Annotated in this window: 14 protein-coding genes; 5 read left to right on the top strand and 9 right to left on the bottom strand. The window is 72.9% G+C overall.

Annotated elements, in window-relative coordinates; translation table 11 throughout:
* Positions 1-24: 24 nt before the first annotated feature.
* The 4 genes from MTQ01_RS08730 (at position 25) to MTQ01_RS08715 (ending at position 3650) form a co-directional block, all read left to right on the top strand.
* Positions 25-1011 (top strand): ACP S-malonyltransferase, encoded by a 987-nt coding sequence (locus tag MTQ01_RS08730; RefSeq protein WP_247488302.1) that lies wholly within the window; start codon positions 25-27, stop codon positions 1009-1011.
* On the top strand, positions 1008-2012 hold the full coding sequence (locus MTQ01_RS08725; protein WP_247488300.1) for a ketoacyl-ACP synthase III: 1005 nt from the start codon (positions 1008-1010) through the stop codon (positions 2010-2012). The genes MTQ01_RS08730 and MTQ01_RS08725 overlap by 4 nt, the downstream gene beginning before the upstream one ends.
* Before the next feature lie 41 nt (positions 2013-2053).
* Positions 2054-2299 carry an acyl carrier protein gene (locus MTQ01_RS08720; protein WP_247488298.1) on the top strand — a complete coding sequence of 82 codons (246 nt, stop codon included), beginning with the start codon at positions 2054-2056 and terminating at the stop codon, positions 2297-2299.
* 85 nt (positions 2300-2384) lie between these two features.
* Positions 2385-3650, top strand: coding sequence for a beta-ketoacyl-[acyl-carrier-protein] synthase family protein (locus MTQ01_RS08715; protein ID WP_247488296.1), 1266 nt, complete (start codon positions 2385-2387; stop codon positions 3648-3650).
* A 343-nt stretch (positions 3651-3993) separates the two neighbouring features.
* Here the strand turns inward: MTQ01_RS08715 and MTQ01_RS08710 are convergent, their stop codons facing one another.
* The 4 genes from MTQ01_RS08710 to MTQ01_RS08695 all read right to left on the bottom strand — a co-directional run bounded on the left by MTQ01_RS08710 (position 3994) and on the right by MTQ01_RS08695 (position 7733).
* Positions 3994-4302 carry a hypothetical protein gene (locus tag MTQ01_RS08710; RefSeq protein WP_247488294.1) on the bottom strand — a complete coding sequence of 103 codons (309 nt, stop codon included), beginning with the start codon at positions 4300-4302 and terminating at the stop codon, positions 3994-3996.
* Entirely contained in the window at positions 4299-4658 is a 360-nt protein-coding gene (locus tag MTQ01_RS08705) for a WhiB family transcriptional regulator (protein WP_308294373.1), read from the bottom strand. The genes MTQ01_RS08710 and MTQ01_RS08705 overlap by 4 nt, the downstream gene beginning before the upstream one ends.
* Before the next feature lie 147 nt (positions 4659-4805).
* Positions 4806-5186 carry a hypothetical protein gene (locus MTQ01_RS08700; protein ID WP_247488291.1) on the bottom strand — a complete coding sequence of 127 codons (381 nt, stop codon included), beginning with the start codon at positions 5184-5186 and terminating at the stop codon, positions 4806-4808.
* Positions 5187-5435: 249 nt separating this feature from the next.
* Entirely contained in the window at positions 5436-7733 is a 2298-nt protein-coding gene (locus tag MTQ01_RS08695) for an ATP-dependent DNA helicase UvrD2 (protein WP_374207656.1), read from the bottom strand.
* A gap of 228 nt (positions 7734-7961) precedes the next feature.
* Here MTQ01_RS08695 and MTQ01_RS08690 point away from each other — a divergent pair, with 228 nt between their 5' ends.
* Complete coding sequence (locus MTQ01_RS08690) at positions 7962-8216, top strand: glutaredoxin domain-containing protein (protein ID WP_216815021.1); 255 nt, start codon at positions 7962-7964, stop codon at positions 8214-8216.
* Positions 8217-8381: 165 nt separating this feature from the next.
* Here the strand turns inward: MTQ01_RS08690 and nudC are convergent, their stop codons facing one another.
* The 5 genes from nudC to MTQ01_RS08665 form a co-directional block, all read right to left on the bottom strand.
* On the bottom strand, positions 8382-9323 hold the full coding sequence (nudC, locus tag MTQ01_RS08685) for an NAD(+) diphosphatase (RefSeq protein ID WP_247488289.1): 942 nt from the start codon (positions 9321-9323) through the stop codon (positions 8382-8384).
* 69 nt (positions 9324-9392) lie between these two features.
* Positions 9393-10823: a dipeptidase gene (locus tag MTQ01_RS08680; protein WP_247488287.1), complete on the bottom strand. Its 1431-nt coding sequence runs from the start codon at positions 10821-10823 to the stop codon at positions 9393-9395.
* Positions 10824-10832: 9 nt separating this feature from the next.
* Entirely contained in the window at positions 10833-14417 is a 3585-nt protein-coding gene (locus MTQ01_RS08675; protein ID WP_247488286.1) for an ATP-dependent DNA helicase, read from the bottom strand.
* Between the two features lie 144 nt (positions 14418-14561).
* Positions 14562-18032, bottom strand: a complete 3471-nt coding sequence (locus tag MTQ01_RS08670) for an ATP-dependent DNA helicase (RefSeq protein ID WP_308294385.1) — start codon at positions 18030-18032, stop codon at positions 14562-14564.
* A gap of 204 nt (positions 18033-18236) precedes the next feature.
* Positions 18237-18644, bottom strand: a complete 408-nt coding sequence (locus MTQ01_RS08665) for an MGMT family protein (RefSeq protein ID WP_247488282.1) — start codon at positions 18642-18644, stop codon at positions 18237-18239.
* Positions 18645-18809 lie beyond the last annotated feature (165 nt).

Genomic DNA, 18809 nt, shown 5'->3' with positions numbered 1-18809 from the left:
CACTCCGCGGGAGAGAGTAAGAGGGTGCTCGTACTCGTCGCTCCTGGCCAAGGCGCTCAGACGCCCGGCTTCCTCAGTCCCTGGCTCGAACTGCCCGGTGTCGCCGACCGCCTCGGCGCATGGTCCGACGCCATCGAGCTGGACCTCGTCCACTTCGGCACCGAGGGAACCGCCGAGGAGATCCTGGACACCTCGGTGGCGCAGCCTCTGCTGGTCGCCGCCGGGCTGATCTCCGCCCGGGCGCTGCGCGAGTCGGACGAGTCCTCCGGCCCGGTGCGGATCGGTGCGGTCGCGGGCCACAGCGTGGGCGAGTTGACCGCCGCGGCGGTCGCCGGCGTGCTCAGCGAGGAGGAGGCGCTGCGCGTCGTACGCCGACGGGGCCTGGCGATGGCCGAGGCCGCGGCGAAGGTGCGCACCGGAATGGCCGCCGTGCTGGGCGGGGACCAGGACGAGGTGGTCGCCCACCTGGAGAAGCTGGGGCTGACCCCGGCCAACGTCAACGGTGCGGGCCAGATCGTTGCCGCCGGTACCGTCGAGCAACTGGAGGCGCTGAAGGCCGACAAGCCGGCCGGCGCCCGAGTCGTCGCGGTGAAGGTCGCCGGCGCCTTCCACACCGAGCACATGGCACCGGCGGTGGAATCGCTGCGACAGGCCGTCGAGGAGCTCTCGCCCCGCCCCGCAAGCATCCCGCTGGTCTCCAACCGGGACGGTCGACTCCTCACCGACGGTGCGGAGTTCATCGAGCGGCTGGTCGCCCAGGTGGCCAACCCGGTGCGCTGGGACCTGTGCATGGAGACCTTCGCCGCACAGGGGGCGACGGCGCTGATCGAGCTCTGCCCCGCCGGAACACTGGCCGGTATCGCCCGGAGGGCGATGCCGGAGGTGGCCCGCGGGACTCTGAAAACGCCCGCCGATCTGGCCGCGGCGCACGCCCTGGCCGTTGAGCACGGCATCGAGGACGGCACGGCCGGCCAGGACGGCGCCGTCGGTCAGGAGGGCACCACCGTATGACCGCCAAGATCAAGCCTGCGCAGGGAGCCCCGGCAGCACGGATCATCGGTGTCGGCGGATACCGCCCGCACCGTGTAGTGCCGAACGAGGAGATCCTCGAGCACATCGACTCCTCGGACGAGTGGATCCGCTCCCGCTCGGGCATCGCCACCCGGCACTGGGCCGGTCCGGACGAGACAGTGGTCGAGATGACGCTGGCCGCCGCCGGCAAGGCTCTGGCCGACTCGGGCACCACCGCCGAGGAGATCGACGCGGTGATCATCGCGACCGTCTCGCACTTCAAGCAGACGCCCGCGGTCGCCACCGAGATCGCCTACCGACTGGGTGCCGGCAAGGCCGCCGCGTTCGACATCTCCGCGGCCTGTGCCGGGTTCGGTTACGGACTGGCGGTTGCCAAGAGCCTGATCGTCGAGGGCAGCGCCACCCGCGCCCTGGTGGTCGGCGTGGAGAGACTCTCCGACCTCACCGACCGCACCGACCGCTCGACCGCCTTCCTCTTCGCCGACGGTGCCGGCGCGGTCATCGTCGGCCCCTCGGACGAGCCGGGCATCGGCCCGACGGTCTGGGGATCGGAGGGCGACAAGTCCGACGTCATCACCCAGACCGAGCCCTGGGACCGGTACCGCGACGAACACCTGGAGCGCTTCCCCGCGCTGCGGCAGGAGGGCCAGACGGTCTTCCGCTGGGCCGTGTTCGAGATGGCGAAGGTCGCGCGACAGGCTCTGACCGCCTCCGGGCTGACCCCCGAGGACCTGGACGTCTTCATCCCGCACCAGGCGAACATGCGGATCATCGACTCGATGGTGAAGACCCTCAAACTGCCGGATCACGTCGCGGTGGCACGCGATGTGGAGAGCACCGGCAACACCTCGGCCGCCTCCATCCCCCTCGCCATGGAACGGATGCTGGCGACCGGGCAGGCCAAGAGCGGCGACACGGCGCTCGTCATCGGCTTCGGGGCGGGCCTCGTCTACGCGGCGACGGTCGTTACCCTCCCTTAGTCCCTATTTCTCACCGAACACACCCAAAAGGAGAGCCAGTTATGGCCACCGCCGAGAACGTCCTCGAAGGTCTCGCCGAGATCGTCAACGAGATCGCCGGAATCCCGACCGAGGACGTCCAGCTGGACAAGTCCTTCACCGACGACCTGGACGTCGACTCGCTGTCCATGGTCGAGGTCGTCGTCGCCGCCGAAGAGCGTTTCGACGTCAAGATCCCGGACGACGACGTCAAGGGCCTGAAGACCGTCGGCGACGCCGTCGACTACATCCTCAAGCACCAGAGCTGAGCGCACTCGAGCGCCTGTCGCCGCCCGGCGGACGCCGGGGGGCGGGCCACACCGCACACCCCCTAACAGTGGAGACAAGAATCCCGTGAACACGGCCAATCGCACCGTGGTCGTCACCGGTATCGGCGCAACCACACCGCTGGGTGGCGACAGCGCTTCGACCTGGGACGGCCTCGTCGCCGGACGCTCCGGCGTGCGCGCGCTCAGCGAGGACTGGGCCGCCGAGCTCAGCGTCCGCATCGCCGCGCCCGCCGCCCAGGAGCCGTCCGAACTGCTCCCCCGCCCGGTCACCCGCAAGCTCGACCGGTCAACCCAGTTCGCCGTCCTGGCCACCCGGGAGGCCTGGGCCGACGCGGGCCTGGAAGGCAGGGCGGGCGAGGCCGGAGCACCGGTCGACCCGGCACGGACCGGCGCCGTCGTGGCGTCCGGCATCGGCGGGGTCACCACGCTTCTCGCGCAGTACGACACGCTCAGGGAGAAGGGCGCGCGACGCGTCTCCCCGCACACCGTGCCGATGATGATGCCCAACGGCCCGTCGGCCAACGTGGGTCTGGAGATCAACGCCCAGGCCGGCGTGCACAGTCCGGTCAGCGCCTGCGCCTCCGGCGCCGAAGCCGTCGGCTACGCCATCGAGATGATCCGCAGCGGCCGCGCCGACGTGGTGGTCGCCGGCGGTACGGAGGCGGCGATCCACGCGCTGCCCATCGCCGCCTTCTCCAACATGATGGCGATGTCCAAGAACAACGACGAACCGCAGAAGGCCTCCCGGCCCTACGACGTCGGACGCGACGGGTTCGTGCTCGGTGAGGGCGCGGGCGTGGTGGTGCTGGAATCGGCCGAGCACGCCGAGCAGCGCGGCGCCCGGGTGTACTGCGAGGCGCTCGGACAGGGGCTGTCGGCCGACAGCCACCACATCGCCCAGCCGGAGCCCAGCGGTCGCGGCATTGCCGCGGCAGCACAGAATCTGCTGGAGAACAGCACGCTGAAGCCGTCCGAGCTGGCCCACCTCAACGCACACGCGACCTCGACCCCGCAGGGCGACCTCGCGGAGATCAAGGCGCTGCGCAAGGTGCTCGGCGACGATCTCGACGGAGTCGCCATCTCGGCCACCAAGTCCATGACGGGCCATCTGCTCGGCGGGGCCGGAGGCATCGAGACGGTGGCGACGGTGCTGGCGCTCCACCACCGCCTCGCGCCGCCGACGTTGAACCTCGACCAGTTGGACCCGGAGGTCGACGCCGACATCGTGCGCGGTGAGGCACGCGCCCTGCCGTCGGGGACGATCGCCGCGATCAACAACTCGTTCGGGTTCGGCGGGCACAACGTCGTACTGGCGTTCCGCTCCGTCTAGGGCTCGCAGACGCGGACCGCACCGCGGTCGCGGCGGTGCCGGGTCGATCGCGAACAAGAACCACAGCGAAGGGCGCTCGCCCGGGTCCTCCCGGTCGAGCGCCCTTCGCGTGCACGGCGCCCACCCGTGCCGATGTCCGTGCATGGTACGGCTGTTGAGACTGCTGAGGGGTGGTGGACCGAACGATCACGTTCGGTCCACCACCCCTCAGAGCTTTCCGCCGGGCAGAGCTGCGGGCAGCCGCCCGGCGGCGCCACCCGTCCGTCCGCCGCGATTCGTCACGGTCCGGCGAACGGCCTGCGCGCGAGGGCGATTTGAGGGCCGCGGCCCGGCGCCGTCGCGGTCACTGCATCACCGCCATCGCGAGCGCGCGGCGTGCGCGGAGCGAGGCGCGTTCGGCCTTCCGCTGCATCCGCTGGGCGGTGAGCAGGCGTTGGCCGGTCCGTTCGGACTCGGCCTGACGCAGTGAGTCCTGCATTCGGGTTCTGCTCAGACTTTCTGGCATGAGTTGCATCTGACGGTTCCTGTTCGTGCTCAGTCCGGTCGAGGGCGACCGGTGTTCAAAGGATCTGGGGAGCAGCTGCGCGATCTGGGCGTGCTGCTCGGCTGTTCCGTACGGGGACGGGCGATCGAGGGAACCCGGGGCGTTCATGCCGAGACCGGGTTCTTGCGGGGACGGCCGCGGGGCCGCTTGCGTGCCACGACGACGCCCTGGATGAAGAGTTCGCCGCCCCAGACACCCCAGGGCTCACGACGGTCCTTCGCGCCGGCCAGGCAGGCCGCGCGCAGCGGGCAGGTCTGGCAGAGCGACTTCGCGTACTCGACGTCGGCCGGCGCCTCGGCGAAGAAGACCTCGGGGTCGTAGCCGCGACAGGGTACGGCGGTGCCGAGGCCGTCGATGGCCTCGTCGAGCTCGTTGAGGGTGGTGAGGGCGGTCAAGTGGTCCTCCGTGGGATCAGGCGAGTTCAGGTCGGTCCGAGATGACGGCACGTGCGTCGGCGTGTGCACTGTTGGCTTCCTCGTCGTTGTTCGTCTGCTGTCGTCCAGGTGTGCCGGGCGACTTGTGCGCCCCGATGGTGTCGGGGCAAACAGAAGGGCCGCGGATCCCGGTGTGGGTTCCGCGGCCCTGGAGAGGTGCCGACCTGATCTCGCCGATCAGGTTGGTGATCTCCAGGGGTCAGGCCCACGGAAGGCCCACATCGTGTGGTGCTGAATGCTGTGCTGCTGGGAGTTCTGCTTCTGGGACTTCTGCTTCTGGCCGGCATCCGCTGCTGCCATCGCTGCGACGCGGACAGAGGAGACCTCTGCCGCTACTGCTGCGGATGCCTTGGTCGGTCGCTCAATGGCGAGGCCCTCATAGCCGAAGACCTCTCCACCGAAGGCCACTCCACCGAAGAACTCGGCGGCGCGGCGCTCGCCGCGGAAGCGCAGCTTGGCCAGCGGGGCGACGGACACACCGATGCCACGGAGGCCGGCGACGCTCGGGCATGCGGAGACGACCGAACGGGCTGCCAGGGTTGTGGTCTTGATCTCCATGTCGATCGCCTCCTCTCGGCGCTTCAGGGGCCGGACCGAAGTCGGGCCCGACGTTTTCGGGATGTACAGCAGGGCAGAGCCGGAGCGGGAAAAACCCGCTCTCTCCACGTCACAGAGGCTATGAGGCTTGTAGCGGCGGGCGCAAACTATTTTTCACTCTCGTTCGTCACAGTTCTTGTGACAGAGCCCGGAGCGACGCTCTCCGTTTGGTTGGCGAGCCGTTCTCAGCCCGGTCCACAAGCCCCTCTCTCACTCCGGCGCGGGCTCGTCGCCGGGCTCGGGAGGGCTCTCCTGCAGCTCCTCCCCCGCGCACAGGGCCAGGACGTCCGCGCCGTACTGCTGGAGCTTGCGCGCCCGCACTCCGGGGATCCGGCTGAGCTCTGCGGCGGTGTCCGGGGTGGCCTCGGCGATGGCCATGAGGGTCTTGTCGGTGAAGACGCAGTACGGCGGCTGACGCAGCAGTGTGGCCTGGCGAGAACGCCACACCCACAGGCGGTCGTAGAGCTGCTCGTCCAGATCGGAGGGACAGTCCTCGCAGCGCAGCAGCTTGATCTCCCCGGCGTCGGTGAGTGTCCGGCCGCAGACGCGGCACCGCGCGGTCGTGCGGCCGGCTCTCGCCCTGGGTCTCTCGGCCCGCTCCACTCCGCCCGCGACAGGGCGCCCTCCGGACGCGGAGGAGGCGCCCACCGAGCTGCTGCCCGAGCGCAGGCCCTCGAGGAAGCGGCTCGGGCTGCGGCCCGCCCGGCCGCCCGGCGAACGGGCGAGCGCCCAGGACAGTGCGAGATGGCGCCGGGCTCGGGTGACCCCCACGTAGAGAAGCCGGCGCTCCTCCTCCAACTGCTCGGGCGTTTTCGCGTAGGTGATCGGGAGCATCCCGTCGGTCAGGCCCACCAGGAAGACGGCGTCCCACTCCAGGCCCTTGGCCGAGTGCAACGACGCGAGGGTCACGCCTTCCACTCTCGGCGCGTGCTGCATGGCCGCGCGCGCCTGGAGCTCGGCGACAAAATCCCCCAGCACTGCCTGTGGTTGGCCCTGGGCCAGCTCCTCCGCCAGCCGCACGAGCGCCGCCAGCGACTCCCATCGGTCTCTGGCCGCACCCGAGGCCGCCGGGGCGCGCGGAGCCCATCCCACCGGGCCGAGCACCGCCCGCACCTGGGAGGCGAGGTCCTCCGCGCCGTCGAGCAGGGAGTCGTTCCGGCCGGCCTTGGCGGCGCCGCGCAGCTTGGTCTCCGCCTCGCGGACCTCGGGTCGCTCGAAGAAGCGCTCGGCGCCTCGCAGTTGGTACGGCACCCGCGCGTCGGCCATCGCCTGCTCGTACAGCTCGGACTGGCCGTTCGTCCGGTAGAGCACGGCGATCTCCGCGGCCCGCACCCCCGAATCCAGCAGCTCGCGCACGCGCTTGGCGGTGGCGTCGGCCTCCGAGGGCTCGTCCGGGTACTCGGTGAAAACCGGCTCGGGGCCGCGCTCCCGCTGGGAGACCAGCTCCAGCCGGTGCCGCGCCGCACGCCCGGAGGCGTGCGCGAGCAGGCCGTTGGCCAGGCGGACGACCTGGGGCGTGGAGCGGTAGTCGCGCACCAGCTTGACCACGGTCGACTGCGGATACCTGACGCGGAAATCGAGGAGGTAGTCCGCGGTGGCGCCGGTGAAGGAGTAGATCGTCTGGCTGGCGTCGCCCACCACGCAGAGGTTGTCCCGGTCGCCCACCCACAGCTCCAGCAGCCGCTGCTGGAGCGGGCTGACGTCCTGGTACTCGTCGACCACGAAGTGCTGGTACTGGCCGCGCACCTGGGAGGCGATGTCGTGGCGGTCCTGCAGGATGCCGACGGTCAGCAGCAGCACATCCTCGAAGTCGATGGTGCCGCGCTCGCGCTTGAGCTGCTCGTACGCCGTGAAGACCTGCGCCACCTCGGCCGGATCGCGCGGGGGCGTGCGGCCGGTCTTGGCGAGAGCGGCGGCGTAGTCCTCGGGGACCGTCCTGGTGACCTTGGCCCACTCGATCTCGGAGGTGACGTCCCGCAGGTCCGAGCGCTCCAGCCGCAGCCGGGAACGCTTGGCCGCCTCGTGCACCAGCCCGGCCTTGCGCTCCAGCAGACGAGGCAGCTCGCCCCCGATCGCCCTAGGCCAGAAGTACCGCAGCTGCCGCAGCGCCGCGGAGTGGAAGGTGCGTGCCTGGACGCTGCCCGCACCGAGCTCGCGCAGCCTGCCCCGAAGCTCCCCCGCGGCGCGGTTGGTGAAGGTCACCGCAAGAACGCCGGCCGCGGGCAGGATGCCGGCCCGGACCCCGTAGGCGATGCGGTGGGTGACCGCCCTGGTCTTGCCGGTGCCGGCGCCGGCGAGCACGCAGACGGGACCGCTCAGAGTGGTCGCCACCTCCCGCTGCTCCGGATCGAGACCTTCCAGCACGCCGTCGGCGGATTCGGGCGGGGCCGGGAGGAGACCGAAGGAGCTCGGGGAGCCGTGTGCGGCCGGGCTCGGGGCGGGAGCCGGGGCGGGCAGGTGCGCAGGGGCGGAGGGGGTGGGAGGAGTCGGCTGTGGTGCGGCAGTCACACGCCCATGCTGCCAGTACCGCCTCGCGGCCGTGACGGTTGTCCACAGCCGTGAAGGGTTTGTCATACTGCCGCAGCCGTCGGGCGGCGCGAAGTCCGGGAATGCTGGGCGCCGCCCGCTCGTTGCGTCTTTCGGAGCCCGCGCCGCCAGTCGGCCCGCGGCCCCGCGACCGCACTGTCCACCGGCCTGCCCAGGCACGGCCGCCACATCCGAGGGAGCACACCACCCATGTCCGCAAGCGTGACGATGTACAGCACCACCTGGTGCGGCTACTGCCGCCGTCTTAAGGGCCAGATGGACCGCGAGGGCATCGCCTACTCGGAGGTCAACATCGAGCACGACCCGGCCTCGGCGGACTTCGTCGAGAAGGCCAACGGCGGGAACCAGACGGTCCCCACCCTGCTGGTCGTCTCCCCCTCGGGCACCGAGACCGTCATGACCAACCCCTCACTGGCCCAGGTCAAGCAGGCGCTGGCGGCCTGATTCCGCCGGGCCGGTCGGGCCGGCGAAAGGCAGGTCGGGTCGGCCCGCGAAAGCCCGCGGCCGCGGCCAGCCGGAGGCCCGGCCGCTTTGCGCACCCCTCCGTCGGCGCGCCGGTCCACCGTTGCGCACACGGTGGCCCGGAGCCGGTGGCGGGTGCGCACCGCGCTACGGCAGCGGGACCGGAAGCGGCTTGCCGTACCAGAGCTCGACCAGCCGCGCCGCGATCGAGATCCCGGCGGGCGGATGCACCGCGCCGCTCTCGATCGCGGTGCGCAGATCGTCCCGGGAGAACCAGCGCGCCTCCTCGATCTCCTCGCCGTCCACCCGGATCTCCGATGAGCCCGCCCGCGCCATGAAGCCCAGCATCAGACTGCTGGGGAACGGCCAGGGCTGGCTGGCGACGTACTCCACCTCGTCGACGACGACTCCCGCCTCCTCGAACACCTCGCGGACCACGGCTCGTTCGATGGACTCCCCCGGCTCGACGAAGCCCGCCAGCGTGGAGAAACGCCCCTCCGGCCAGTGCACCTGCCGACCCAGCAGCGCCCGGTCCCGGTCGTCGGTGACGAGCATGATGACGGCGGGGTCGGTACGCGGGTAGTGCTCCGCTCCGCACGCCAGGCACCGGCGGATGTGACCGGCCGCCGCGATCGTCGTGCGCTCGCCGCAGCGGGAGCAGAAGCGGTGCATCCGCTGCCAGTTCTCCAACGCGACCGCGTGCACCAGGAGTTCACTGTCCCGCGGGCCGAGCAGAGCGCCCGCCTCCCGCAGTCCGGCCGGTCTGGCGTCGTCGTCCATGCGCCCCGGGAGGGTGTCCTTCTGGAGCGCGAAGTAGCGCACGCCGTCGGTGTCGGTCCCCAGGAAGTACCGGTGGGCCTCGGTGAACGGCGCCTCGAAGGAGGGTGTGGTCACCAGCTCGGTGCGCCCGTCGTCGGTGTCCACGACCAGCGCGCGGCCGTCGGACACCACGAAGCAGCGGGTGCTCGGGTGGCTCCAGGCGGCGCCGAGCCACGCCTCGTCGAGCCGGTGGTTCGCGCCCCGGTCGATGCCGCCGTTCACGGTCAGCGGCACCTGGTGGGCGATGGTACGGGCGGTCCTGGAGGTCACTGCGGTCTCTGCTCCCTGTGGAACTCGCGGGCGGTCTGACTGCTGCTCATGCTCGGGCGGACACCGGGTTCACGGTCCGGGCGTGGTGGGCCGCCGCGCGGATGCGGGACGCAGGTGGGCGCCCAGCTCCTCCCAGAGGTGTGCCGCGGCCTCGGCACCCTTGCGCAGAAGGTCGATCTCCACCTTCTCGTTGGGCGCGTGCCAGCCGTCGGAGGGAATGGAGATACCCAGGAACAGCACCGGTACGCCCAGAATGTCCTGGAGATCGGCCGCGGGCCCCGAACCTCCCTCCCTGGTGAAGCGGATCGGCTGCTCGAACGCCCTGCCCATGGCCGTCACCAGGGCACGCAGCGCGGGGTGGTCCAGCGGCGTCAGACAGGGCCGGGTGGAGCCCCAGAAGGTCAGTTCGTGCCGGACACCGGCCGGCAGAGTGGCAGCCACCCAGTCTCGCAGCGACTGCTGGATCCTCTCCTGGTCCTGGCCGGCGACCGTGCGGAACGAGAGCTTGAGCTGTGCCGTCGCCGGGACGATCGTCTTGCCGCCCGGCCCCTGGTAGCCGCCGCCGATTCCGTTCACCTCGGCGGTGGGGCGCGCCCAGATCCGCTCGAGCGTGGAGTAGCCCTCCTCGCCGAGTGTGGCGCCGCTGTGGGCGGTGCGCAGCCACGCCGACTCGTCGAACGGCAACTCGGCGAAGAACCGGCGCTCCTCCTCGGTGAGTTCGACGATCCCGTCGTAGAAGCCGGGCACCGTGACCCGGCGGCGCTCGTCGTGCAGCGCCGCGGCCAGCGTCGCCGCCGCCTCGGCCGGGTTGGGCACGGCACCGCCGAAGGAACCGGAGTGGATGTCCTGGGCCGGGCCGCTCAGATCGATCTGGCAGTCGATGAGCCCGCGCATCCCGGTGCACACGGTCGGGGTGTCGGCCGCCCACATCCCGGTGTCGGAGATCAGCGCGACGTCGCACTCCAGCCGGTCGGCGTGCGCGCGCACGAGAGCGGGGAAATGCGGTGAACCGGACTCCTCCTCCCCCTCGATCAGCAGCTTCAGCCCGACGGCGGGAGCGGTGCGGCCGGTGGCGGCGAGGTGGGCGGTGACGCCGAGGGTGTGGAAGTACACCTGCCCCTTGTCGTCCGCGGCGCCCCGGGCGAAGAGGCGTCCCTCGCGCTCGGTCGGCTCGAAGGGTTCGCAGTCCCAGCCGTCGCTGCGCTCGGCGGGCTGTACGTCGTGATGGCCGTAGACGAGCACGGTCGGGGCGTCCGCCTCAGCGGCCGGCCAGTGCGCGAAAACCGCGGGCAGGCCCTCGGTCTCCCAGACCTCCACCGTCGGGAAACCGGTGCGGCGCAGCGACTCGGCCAGCCACCGGGCGCTGCGGTCGACATCGGCCGCGTGCTGCGGGTCGGCGGAGACCGAGGGGATGCGCAGCCACTCCCGCAGCTCGTCGAGGAAACGGGGAAACCCGCTCGTCACGGCGTCGCGGACGGCGCTGTCCGGGGTGTCGCTCATTCTTCGAGCCTATCCGGCCGACGGTGGGTGCCGGTCGCCCGCCCTTGGCTCGACCCCGGTGCTCCCGGACGGGTCGGCCTGCGGCGCCGGGTCCGCCGCGCCGGGACCCTCCGGCGGCTCCGGCAGCTGCTCGTGCGCGCTGCCGGTCAGCAGCAGTCGCTCCAGCTCCTGTCTGCCGGGGAGCCCGGCGGGGCGTACCACCTCACCACTTCTGACATGGACGAACGCCGCGCGCACGGCGTCCAGCGGCAGCCCGTGCCGCTCCGCCCAGGCCAGCCGGTAGATCGAGAGCTGCAGGGGGTCGGCGGCTCGGCGGCGGCCGGTCTTCCAGTCGACGATCTCGAAGCCCTCCTCGTCCCGGTAGACCGCGTCGATGCGGCCGCGCACCACCCGCCCGGCGAGCACCAGCTGGAAGGGCTCCTCGACCGCCCAGGGAGTGCGATCCGCGTACGGTGTACGGCCGAACGCCTCCTTGAGCGCGGCGAGCTCGCGCTCGTCCGCGATCTCCACGGGCTCGGCGCCGGGCCCGTGGTCACCGGCCCCCGGCAGTTCCTCGGGGCCGAGCATCGGCAGGGTCAGCTCCTCGAACCTCGACTCGATCCAGGCGTGGAACCGGATGCCCCGCCGGGCGGCGTCCGGCTGCGGGGGGCGCGGCATCGGTCTCACCAGCTCGCGTGCGAACCGCTCGGGGTCGGCGTTGAGCCGCATCAGCTGGGAGGCGGTCAGCGAGGGCGGCAGCGCCACCTCGTGCACCCGGCGGCGGGCGCGGCGCAACTCACCGGCGAGCGCTGTCAGATCGCGGTCCCAGGAGGCGGCGAGCCGACGCTCCTCGGGGGTGAGGCCCTCGGCCTCCGCGGGCGCCTCGTCCGTACGGCCCGGCTGTGCGGCCGAGTCCTGTCGGCCTCCCCCGCTCAAGTGCTCCCCGCGCACCTCTTCCCCGCCGGGCTCCTCCCCGCGGGGCTCTTCCTCGCCGGGCTCTGCGGCAGGCTCCTCGCGCGGGCGCGGCAGCCGGCCGGCGCCGAGCGGCTCCTGCGCGTACGCCTCACCCTCCTCCGGGTGCCGCACGGGGCCGGACTCCAGCCGGGCGAGCACCATCGCGGCGGCGGTGCGCCGACGCGCCAGCGCCTGCGCGTCCAGCGGCATGGGCCACCGGCGCTCCTCCGCCTCCGCGGCGAGGGCCGGATTCTCCTCGCCCTCGCCGGGCGCCGGCGCCCACACCTCCACCTCACCGTGTGCGGGCTGCGACTCCACATGTGCGCGCACCGCCTCCAGGAAGGCCGACGGGCCGCGCGGCTTCTTCTGCGAAGGACCCCACCAGTGGCCCGAGGCCAGCAGCAGCGAACGCGGCCGGGTGAACGTCACATAGCCCAGGCGCAGTTCCTCGGTCGCCTGGTGGTCGGTGAGGGCGGTGTCGTAGCGCGTGCGGTCCTTGGCCGTCCAGCCCCCCAGCTCGGGCAGCGTCGAGGCGTCCCCCCGGAGCGGGTGGGGCAGTACGCCGGCGCCGGTCAGCCAGGACGTCTGGCCCCTGCTGCTCGGGAACTGGCCGCCGACCAGCCCGGGGGCGGCGACCACATCCCATTCGAGGCCCTTGGAACGGTGTGCGGTCAGGACCTTGACGGTGTCCTCGCCGCCGGGCAGCGAGCTGTCCATGCCCTTGTCGTAGCGCTCGGCCATCCGCAGGAAACCGAGGAAGGCCAGCAGCGTGCTCTCGCCCTCCAGGGAGGCGAAGCCGGCCGCCACGTCCAGGAACTGGCCCAGAGTCTCCCTGCGCCTGGCCGCCAACGCCTGCGGGGAGGCGGCCAGTTCGACCTCCAGGCCGGTCGTCGACAGTACGCGGTGCAGCACGTCCATCAGCGGATCGGCGAGCGATCTGCGCAACTCCCTGATCTCGGCGGCGAACCGCGCGAACCGCACCTTCGCGGCCCGCGAGAACGGCAGCTCGTCCTCGTGCCCCTCCGCTTCGAGGAAGGTGTCCAGCGCGTCCGCGAGGGAGAGCACCTCGGCCGGGTCCGTGCCCTCGACCGCCGCGGCCAGCCGCTGGTCGGCGTCCTCGAAGCGGCCGCCGCGGGGCGGCAGCAGCAGCCGGGCCCGGCGGCCGAGCAGCGCCAGGTCGCGGGGCCCGATCCGCCACCGCGGACCGGTCAGCAGCCGTACGAGCGAGGCGTTGGCGGTGGGGTCCTGGAGGACCTCGCACATCGCCACCAGATCGGCGACCTCGGGCAGGTGCAGCAGTCCGGAGAGGCCGACGACCTCGACGGGCAGACCTCGCGCCGTCAGCACGGACTGGATCTCGGCGAAGTCGGCGGCGCCCCGGCACAGCACCGCGATCTCGCCGGGGGGCGTACCGGTGCGCACCAGGTGGGCGAGCGAGTCGCCGAGCCACTCCAACTCCTCAGCGTGGGTGGGCAGCAGCGCGCAGCGGGCACGCCCGTCGGCCTCCGCTCCGGGCGCCGGACGCAGTGCGTGCACGCCCTGGTGGCGCTCGCGCAGCGGTACGGCGAGCTCGTTGGCCAACGAGAGCAGCCGGCCACCGCTGCGGCGGTTCTCGCTGAGCGAGTAGCGGTCGGCCGGGGTGCCGTCGCGGGCCGGGAAGTGCAGCGGGAAGTCGTCGAGGTTGGCGACGGAGGCGCCGCGCCAGCCGTAGATCGCCTGGCACGGGTCGCCGACCGCAGTCACGGGGTGCCCGCCGCCGCCGAACAGCCCGGCGAGCAGGATGCGTTGGGCCACCGAGGTGTCCTGGTACTCGTCGAGCAGGACGACGGCGTACTCCTCGCGCAGCAGCCGGCCCACCTCCGGCACGTCCCGGGCCAGCCGGGCGGCCACCGCGATCTGGTCGCCGAAGTCCAGCAACTCGCGACGGCGTTTGCGGCTGCGGTACTCCTCGACCAGCCCGAGCAGCTCCAGCCGCCCCCGGACCGTGCGCGGCACCTGGCGCAGCGCGGCGTTGGTGAGCCTGACCTCCCCGCTCTCCAACAGCGCCAGCAGCTCGGTGTCGTGCGCGCGCAGCTGCTCCGGCTCGACCAGGTGCTCGGCCAACTCGCCGTCCAGCGCCAGCAGCTCGCTGACCAGCGTCCCGAGCGATCTGGTGAGGGACTCGTAGGGGCCGGGCGCGGAGCGGAGCACGGACGCGGCCAGCTGGAACCTGGTCGCGTCCGCGAGCAGTCGGGCACTCGGCTCCACGCCGAGCCGCAGCCCGTGGTCCTTCAACAGTCGCCCCGCGAACGCGTGGTAGGTCGAGATCGCCGGCTCGCCCACCGGCTCCTGCGGCCCGAACCCCGCGTCCCCGGGCGGCACTCCGGGCGGCAACGCGGCCTCGCCCAGCACCCCGGCGCTGGTCAGCGCCCTGCGCACCCGCTCTGCCAGCTCCGCGGCGGCCTTGTTGGTGAACGTCAGGCCCAGCACCTGCTCCGGTGCGACCTGCCCGGTGCCGACCAGCCACACCACCCGGGCCGCCATCACCGTCGTCTTCCCGGAGCCGGCGCCGGCCACGATGACCTGCGGAGCGGGCGGCGCGGTGATGCACGCCAGCTGCTCCGGGGTGAACGGGATGCCGAGCAGCTCCTTGAGCTGGTCGGGACGGTCGAGCTGTGCCACGAGTAGAGACCGTAGCCGAGGGCACTGACAGCGAACGCCGCCGGTGAGTGCCCGCTCCCAACGGCCCGCGGAGCGGCGGCACTTGGGTCGGTGCAATCGGCACGGGTCCGGCGCGGCCGCCGAAGGTGGGCGAGGGCGGGCCCGTCACTCCACGGTCTGGCGGCCCTCCGGGCGCGCGCTGCACGCCGCGCGGAACGAGCAGTTCGCGCACTGCCGTCCCGGTGTGGGAGTGAATCGCTCCTCCAGTACGCGCCCGGCGGCGGTCGCCAGCAGGCCGCCCAGCCAGTCGCCCTGTTCCGCAGCCTCGGCCGAGCCCGGTTCCGGCGCGCCGGCCGAGCCCGGTTCCGGCGCGCCGGCCGGGTCCGAGGTCTCCGGGCGCTGCGCCTCGGGCTCCGCACGCGCCGCCCCGATACCCGCACCCTCTGTGACCGCCTCCCCCTCCGTGGGCGCCTGCGGCAGGGGTTCCTGGCGCTGGACCGCGGGGAGGGCGTCACCGCCGTCCCGCTTGGGTGCGCCGAGCCGCAGATGCACCAACTCGGCGCCGCCGGGCTCCGCCTCGGGCGAGAGCTCCTGCAACGCCCGCTGGTAGACCGCCAGCTGTGGATGACGGTCCACCTCGGCAGCGGTCGGTTTGGCCGCTCCGGTCTTGAAGTCCACGACGTACACCCGCCCGTCGCCGTCCTCCTCGACCCGGTCCACCGTTCCGCGCACCCGTACCCGCACCTCGCCCGCGGCGAGCGTCACGTCGAACTCGCGCTCGCTCGCGACGGCTCGGCGCCCGCCGCGGTCGAGCACGTGCCAACGCAGAAAGCGCTCCAGCGCGGCACGGGCGCTGTCGCGCTCCTGGTGCGATTTCCACGGCGCGTCGAAGGCGAGCGCGTCCCAAACCGAGTCGAGACGGGCGAGCAGCACGTCCAGATCGGCCGGAGTGGTGCCCGAGGCGACCTCGTCCGCGAGCACGTGGACGACGTTGCCGAAGCCCTGTGCCGCGGTGGCGGGTTCCTCCGCGCGCACTTCGCGGCCGAGGAACCACTGCAGCGAGCAGGCGTCCGCCAGCTGTCCCAGCGCACTGCCGGAGAGCGCCACCGGCTGCTGCGGATCGCGCAGCGGGACCTCGCTGCGCGTCGGTTCGTACAGCCCCCACCAACGCTGCGGATGGGCCACGGGTACGAGCGGGTTGCCGTCCTCGTCCCGCAGGTCGGCGAGGGTGGCGAGCCGTTCGGCGGCGGCGGTGCGCAGCGCCTCGCTCGCCCGGGGGTCGACGGTGGTGGCGCGCAGCTCCGCGACCAGCGCGGCGACCGACAGCGGACGCACCGGCCGCACCGTGCTGTCCTTCGGCTCGACGCCCAACTCCTGGAGGAATCGCGAGGGTTGGTCGCCGTCCTCGGCCGCCGCGCGCACCGCGGTGACCACCAGCCGCTCCTTGGCCCGGGTGGCCGCGACGTAGAACAGACGGCGCTCCTCGGCGAGCAGCGCGCCGGCCGCCATCGGCTCGGCGAGACCCGTGGGCCCTATCCGGTCGGCCTCCAGCAGCGAGCCGCGGCGGCGCAGGTCCGGCCAGAGCCCCTCCTGCACACCGGCGACCACCACCAGCGACCACTCCAGCCCCTTGGCGCGGTGCGCGGTCATCAGCCGTACGGCGTCCGGCCGCACCGCGCGGCCCGCGAGCGTGTCGGCGGCGATGTCCTGGGCGTCCAGCTCCTCCAGGAGGTTGAGCGCGCCGCGACCGCCGGTGCGCTCCTCGGCGCGGGCGGCGATCTCGAAGAGCGTGCAGTGCGCGTCCAGATCGCGGTCCGCGTGCCGGCCCGCGGCGCCGCCCCGGCGGGCGGTGCGCTCCAGCCGCTGCGGCCATCCGGTGCCGTCCCAGAGCTCCCACAGCGCCGCCTCGGCCGTACCGCCGCCGGCCAGCAACTCCCGCGCCTTGCGCAGGAGCAGACCGAGCCGGTGCGCGCCCTGTGCATGGCTGCGCTCGTGGGCGACGAGGCGTTCGGGCTCGGCGAGCGCGCGGGCCAGCAGTTCGTCCGAGGGCCTGGGCACGGTGTGTCCGGCGGCACGTTCCTCCTCCCGCAGCGCACGGCCAAGACGGCGCAGGTCGGCGGCGTCCATCCCGCCGAGCGGCGAGGTCAGCAGGGTCAGCGCGGTCTCGGTGTCGAGCCAGCAGCGCGGCGCCTGCTCGGCCGTACCGGCGTCCCCTAGCCCCTGCGCCGCGTGCTCCGCGACCGGCGCCGGGCCCACGGACTCCCGCGAACTCCCGTCCTCCGCCCGCTCCTCGGAATCCGCGGCAGCCGCCTCGGCGACCGCGCGCAACGCGGTGAGCAGCGGCGCCACGGCCGGCTCGCGCCGCAGCGGGAGATCGTCCCCGGCGACGTCCAGCGGGACGCCCGCGGAGATCAGCGACCGCCGCAGTCCGGGGATCGTCCGCTCGCCGGCTCGCACCAGCACCGCCATCTGCGACCACGGCACGCCCTCCTCCAGATGCGCCCGGCGCAGCACGTCGGCGACGGTGTCCCGCTCCGCGCCCTGCGTCGGGCAGGTGTACACCTGGACCCGCCCGCCGGGCCGACTCGCGGTGAGCGAACGGTGCGCCCGTACGGCGTCGGCGGGCAGCCGCGGCAGCGGCATGCGCCGGGCCAGCTCCCGGCCGGCGGCGAGCACCCGGGCGGGCGCACGGCGGCTGGTGCGCAGTACGGCGACGCGGGCGGGCGACCCGTCCGGGCGGCGGAAGGTGTGGGGGAAGTCGAGGATCCCGTTCACGTCCGCGCCGCGGAAGGCGTAGATCGACTGGTCCGGATCGCCGAGGGCGACCACGGTGCGGGCGCGCTCCGGCGCACCCACCAGGGCGCGCACCAGCCGCACCTGCGCGGGATCGGTGTCCTGGTACTCGTCCAGGTAGATCGCGTCGTACGCCCGGGCGAGGGTGTCCGCGGCGCCCTGCGGGCCCTGGCGCTCGGCGAGCAGGACCGCGCGGTGCACCAGCTCGGCGTAGTCCACGACGCCCTGCAGATCGAGCACGTCCAGGTACTCCGCGAGGAAGGACGCCGCCGCGGACCAGTCGGGGCGGCCGGCCCGGTCGGCGAACGCCGTCAGCTGCCCGGGGCCGAGTCCCAGCTCGCGGCTGCGCGCCAGCACCGCGCGGACCTCGTCGGCGAAGCCGCGGGTGGTCAGACACGCGCGCAGCTCGTCCGGCCAGCGGGTGCGCACCCGGCCGCCGCGCGCCAGCTCCTGCTGCCCGGCGAGCAACTCCCTGATGTAGAGGTCCTGTTCGGGACCGGAGAGCAGCCGCAACGGCTCGGCGAAACGGTCGGCGTCCTGGTGGGCGCGGACCAGCGCGTAGCAGTACGAGTGGAACGTCGTCGCCTGCGGTGCGCCGCCCTCCAGTCGCGCGGCCATCCGGTCGCGGAGCTCCACCGCCGCCCTGCGACTGAAGGTGAGCACCAGGATCCGCGAGGGGTCGGTGCCCTCCGCCACCCGGGCCGCGACCGATTCGACGAGTGTCGTCGTCTTGCCCGTGCCCGGGCCCGCGAGCACCAGCAAAGGTCCACCGGTGTGGTCAACCACAGCGCGCTGCGTTGCGTCCAGACGAGGTAGACCGACCTTGACCGGCGGAGTGCGCACCAGTCGGTACGCGGGGGACTTCGGGTACGAACTCACGTGTCTCGCCGGTCCTGGGGTCTGTTCTGGTTGGTGCCGACGGTACGCCAGGCGCTCACCGAACCGCGGCGGGCCGGAGGTACCCCGTACGGACGCCCCATCGAATGAGCCTTGGCGCGATGACGGAAGCTGGTGGATGTGAACAGCCGTACCGGATGGCTGGAGCGCTCAGTCGCTCTGCCCGTCCCATCGTGCGCGGCGTACGTCCACTCTGGGCACCGCCTGCCCGGCGGTGGCGCGCGCCGCCTCGCGCAGCGGGGTGCCCTCCGCGCGATACCGCTCCAGCGCCCGGCGCTCGGAGCCGGGCAGCAGAACGCCGTCGGCGCGTATCACCCGCCACCACGGCACGGCGCCGCCGTAGAGCGCCATCACCCGGCCCACCTGCCGCGGGCCGCCGTCGGCCAGCCACTCGGCGATGTCGCCGTACGTCATCACCCGGCCCGGCGGGATGCGCTCGGCGACACCGAGGACGCGCTCGGCGAAGTCGGGGATGGCGTCCGGGTCGTATGCGGGATCGTCCGCACGGTCGGCGGCTGCGGAGTCCGGTGGGGCAACGGGGCGATGCGGGACGGGCATGTCGGCCATGGTGCCGCACACCACCGACAGTCCACCGCTCCCCCGCTTTCCCCGCTCTCGGCGCACGGCACGCTCACACCGCCTCTGACCTGCGTTTTCACCTGCGCGTCCGGCTGCCGCCGAACTGTCAGCGCCACCCTGATGTGTGGCCCCCGTGTCAGCTCG

Source organism: Streptomyces sp. XM4193 (genome assembly GCF_023072595.1).
Taxonomy (GTDB): Bacteria; Actinomycetota; Actinomycetes; order Streptomycetales; family Streptomycetaceae; genus Streptomyces.
Note: the sequence above shows the minus strand (reverse complement) of the source record. Positions and strands in the feature narration are given on the sequence as shown.

Bases quoted from the DNA above. Each gene is read 5' to 3' on its own strand.
- MTQ01_RS08725 (WP_247488300.1), top strand. From the start codon at position 1,008: ATGACCGCCAAGATCAAGCCTGCGCAGGGAGCCCCGGCAGCACGGATC.
- MTQ01_RS08720 (WP_247488298.1), top strand. From the start codon at position 2,054: ATGGCCACCGCCGAGAACGTCCTCGAAGGTCTCGCCGAGATCGTCAAC.
- MTQ01_RS08710 (WP_247488294.1), bottom strand. From the start codon at position 4,302: ATGAACGCCCCGGGTTCCCTCGATCGCCCGTCCCCGTACGGAACAGCC.
- MTQ01_RS08700 (WP_247488291.1), bottom strand. From the start codon at position 5,186: ATGGAGATCAAGACCACAACCCTGGCAGCCCGTTCGGTCGTCTCCGCA.
- MTQ01_RS08690 (WP_216815021.1), top strand. From the start codon at position 7,962: ATGTCCGCAAGCGTGACGATGTACAGCACCACCTGGTGCGGCTACTGC.
- MTQ01_RS08680 (WP_247488287.1), bottom strand. From the start codon at position 10,823: ATGAGCGACACCCCGGACAGCGCCGTCCGCGACGCCGTGACGAGCGGG.
- MTQ01_RS08665 (WP_247488282.1), bottom strand. From the start codon at position 18,644: ATGCCCGTCCCGCATCGCCCCGTTGCCCCACCGGACTCCGCAGCCGCC.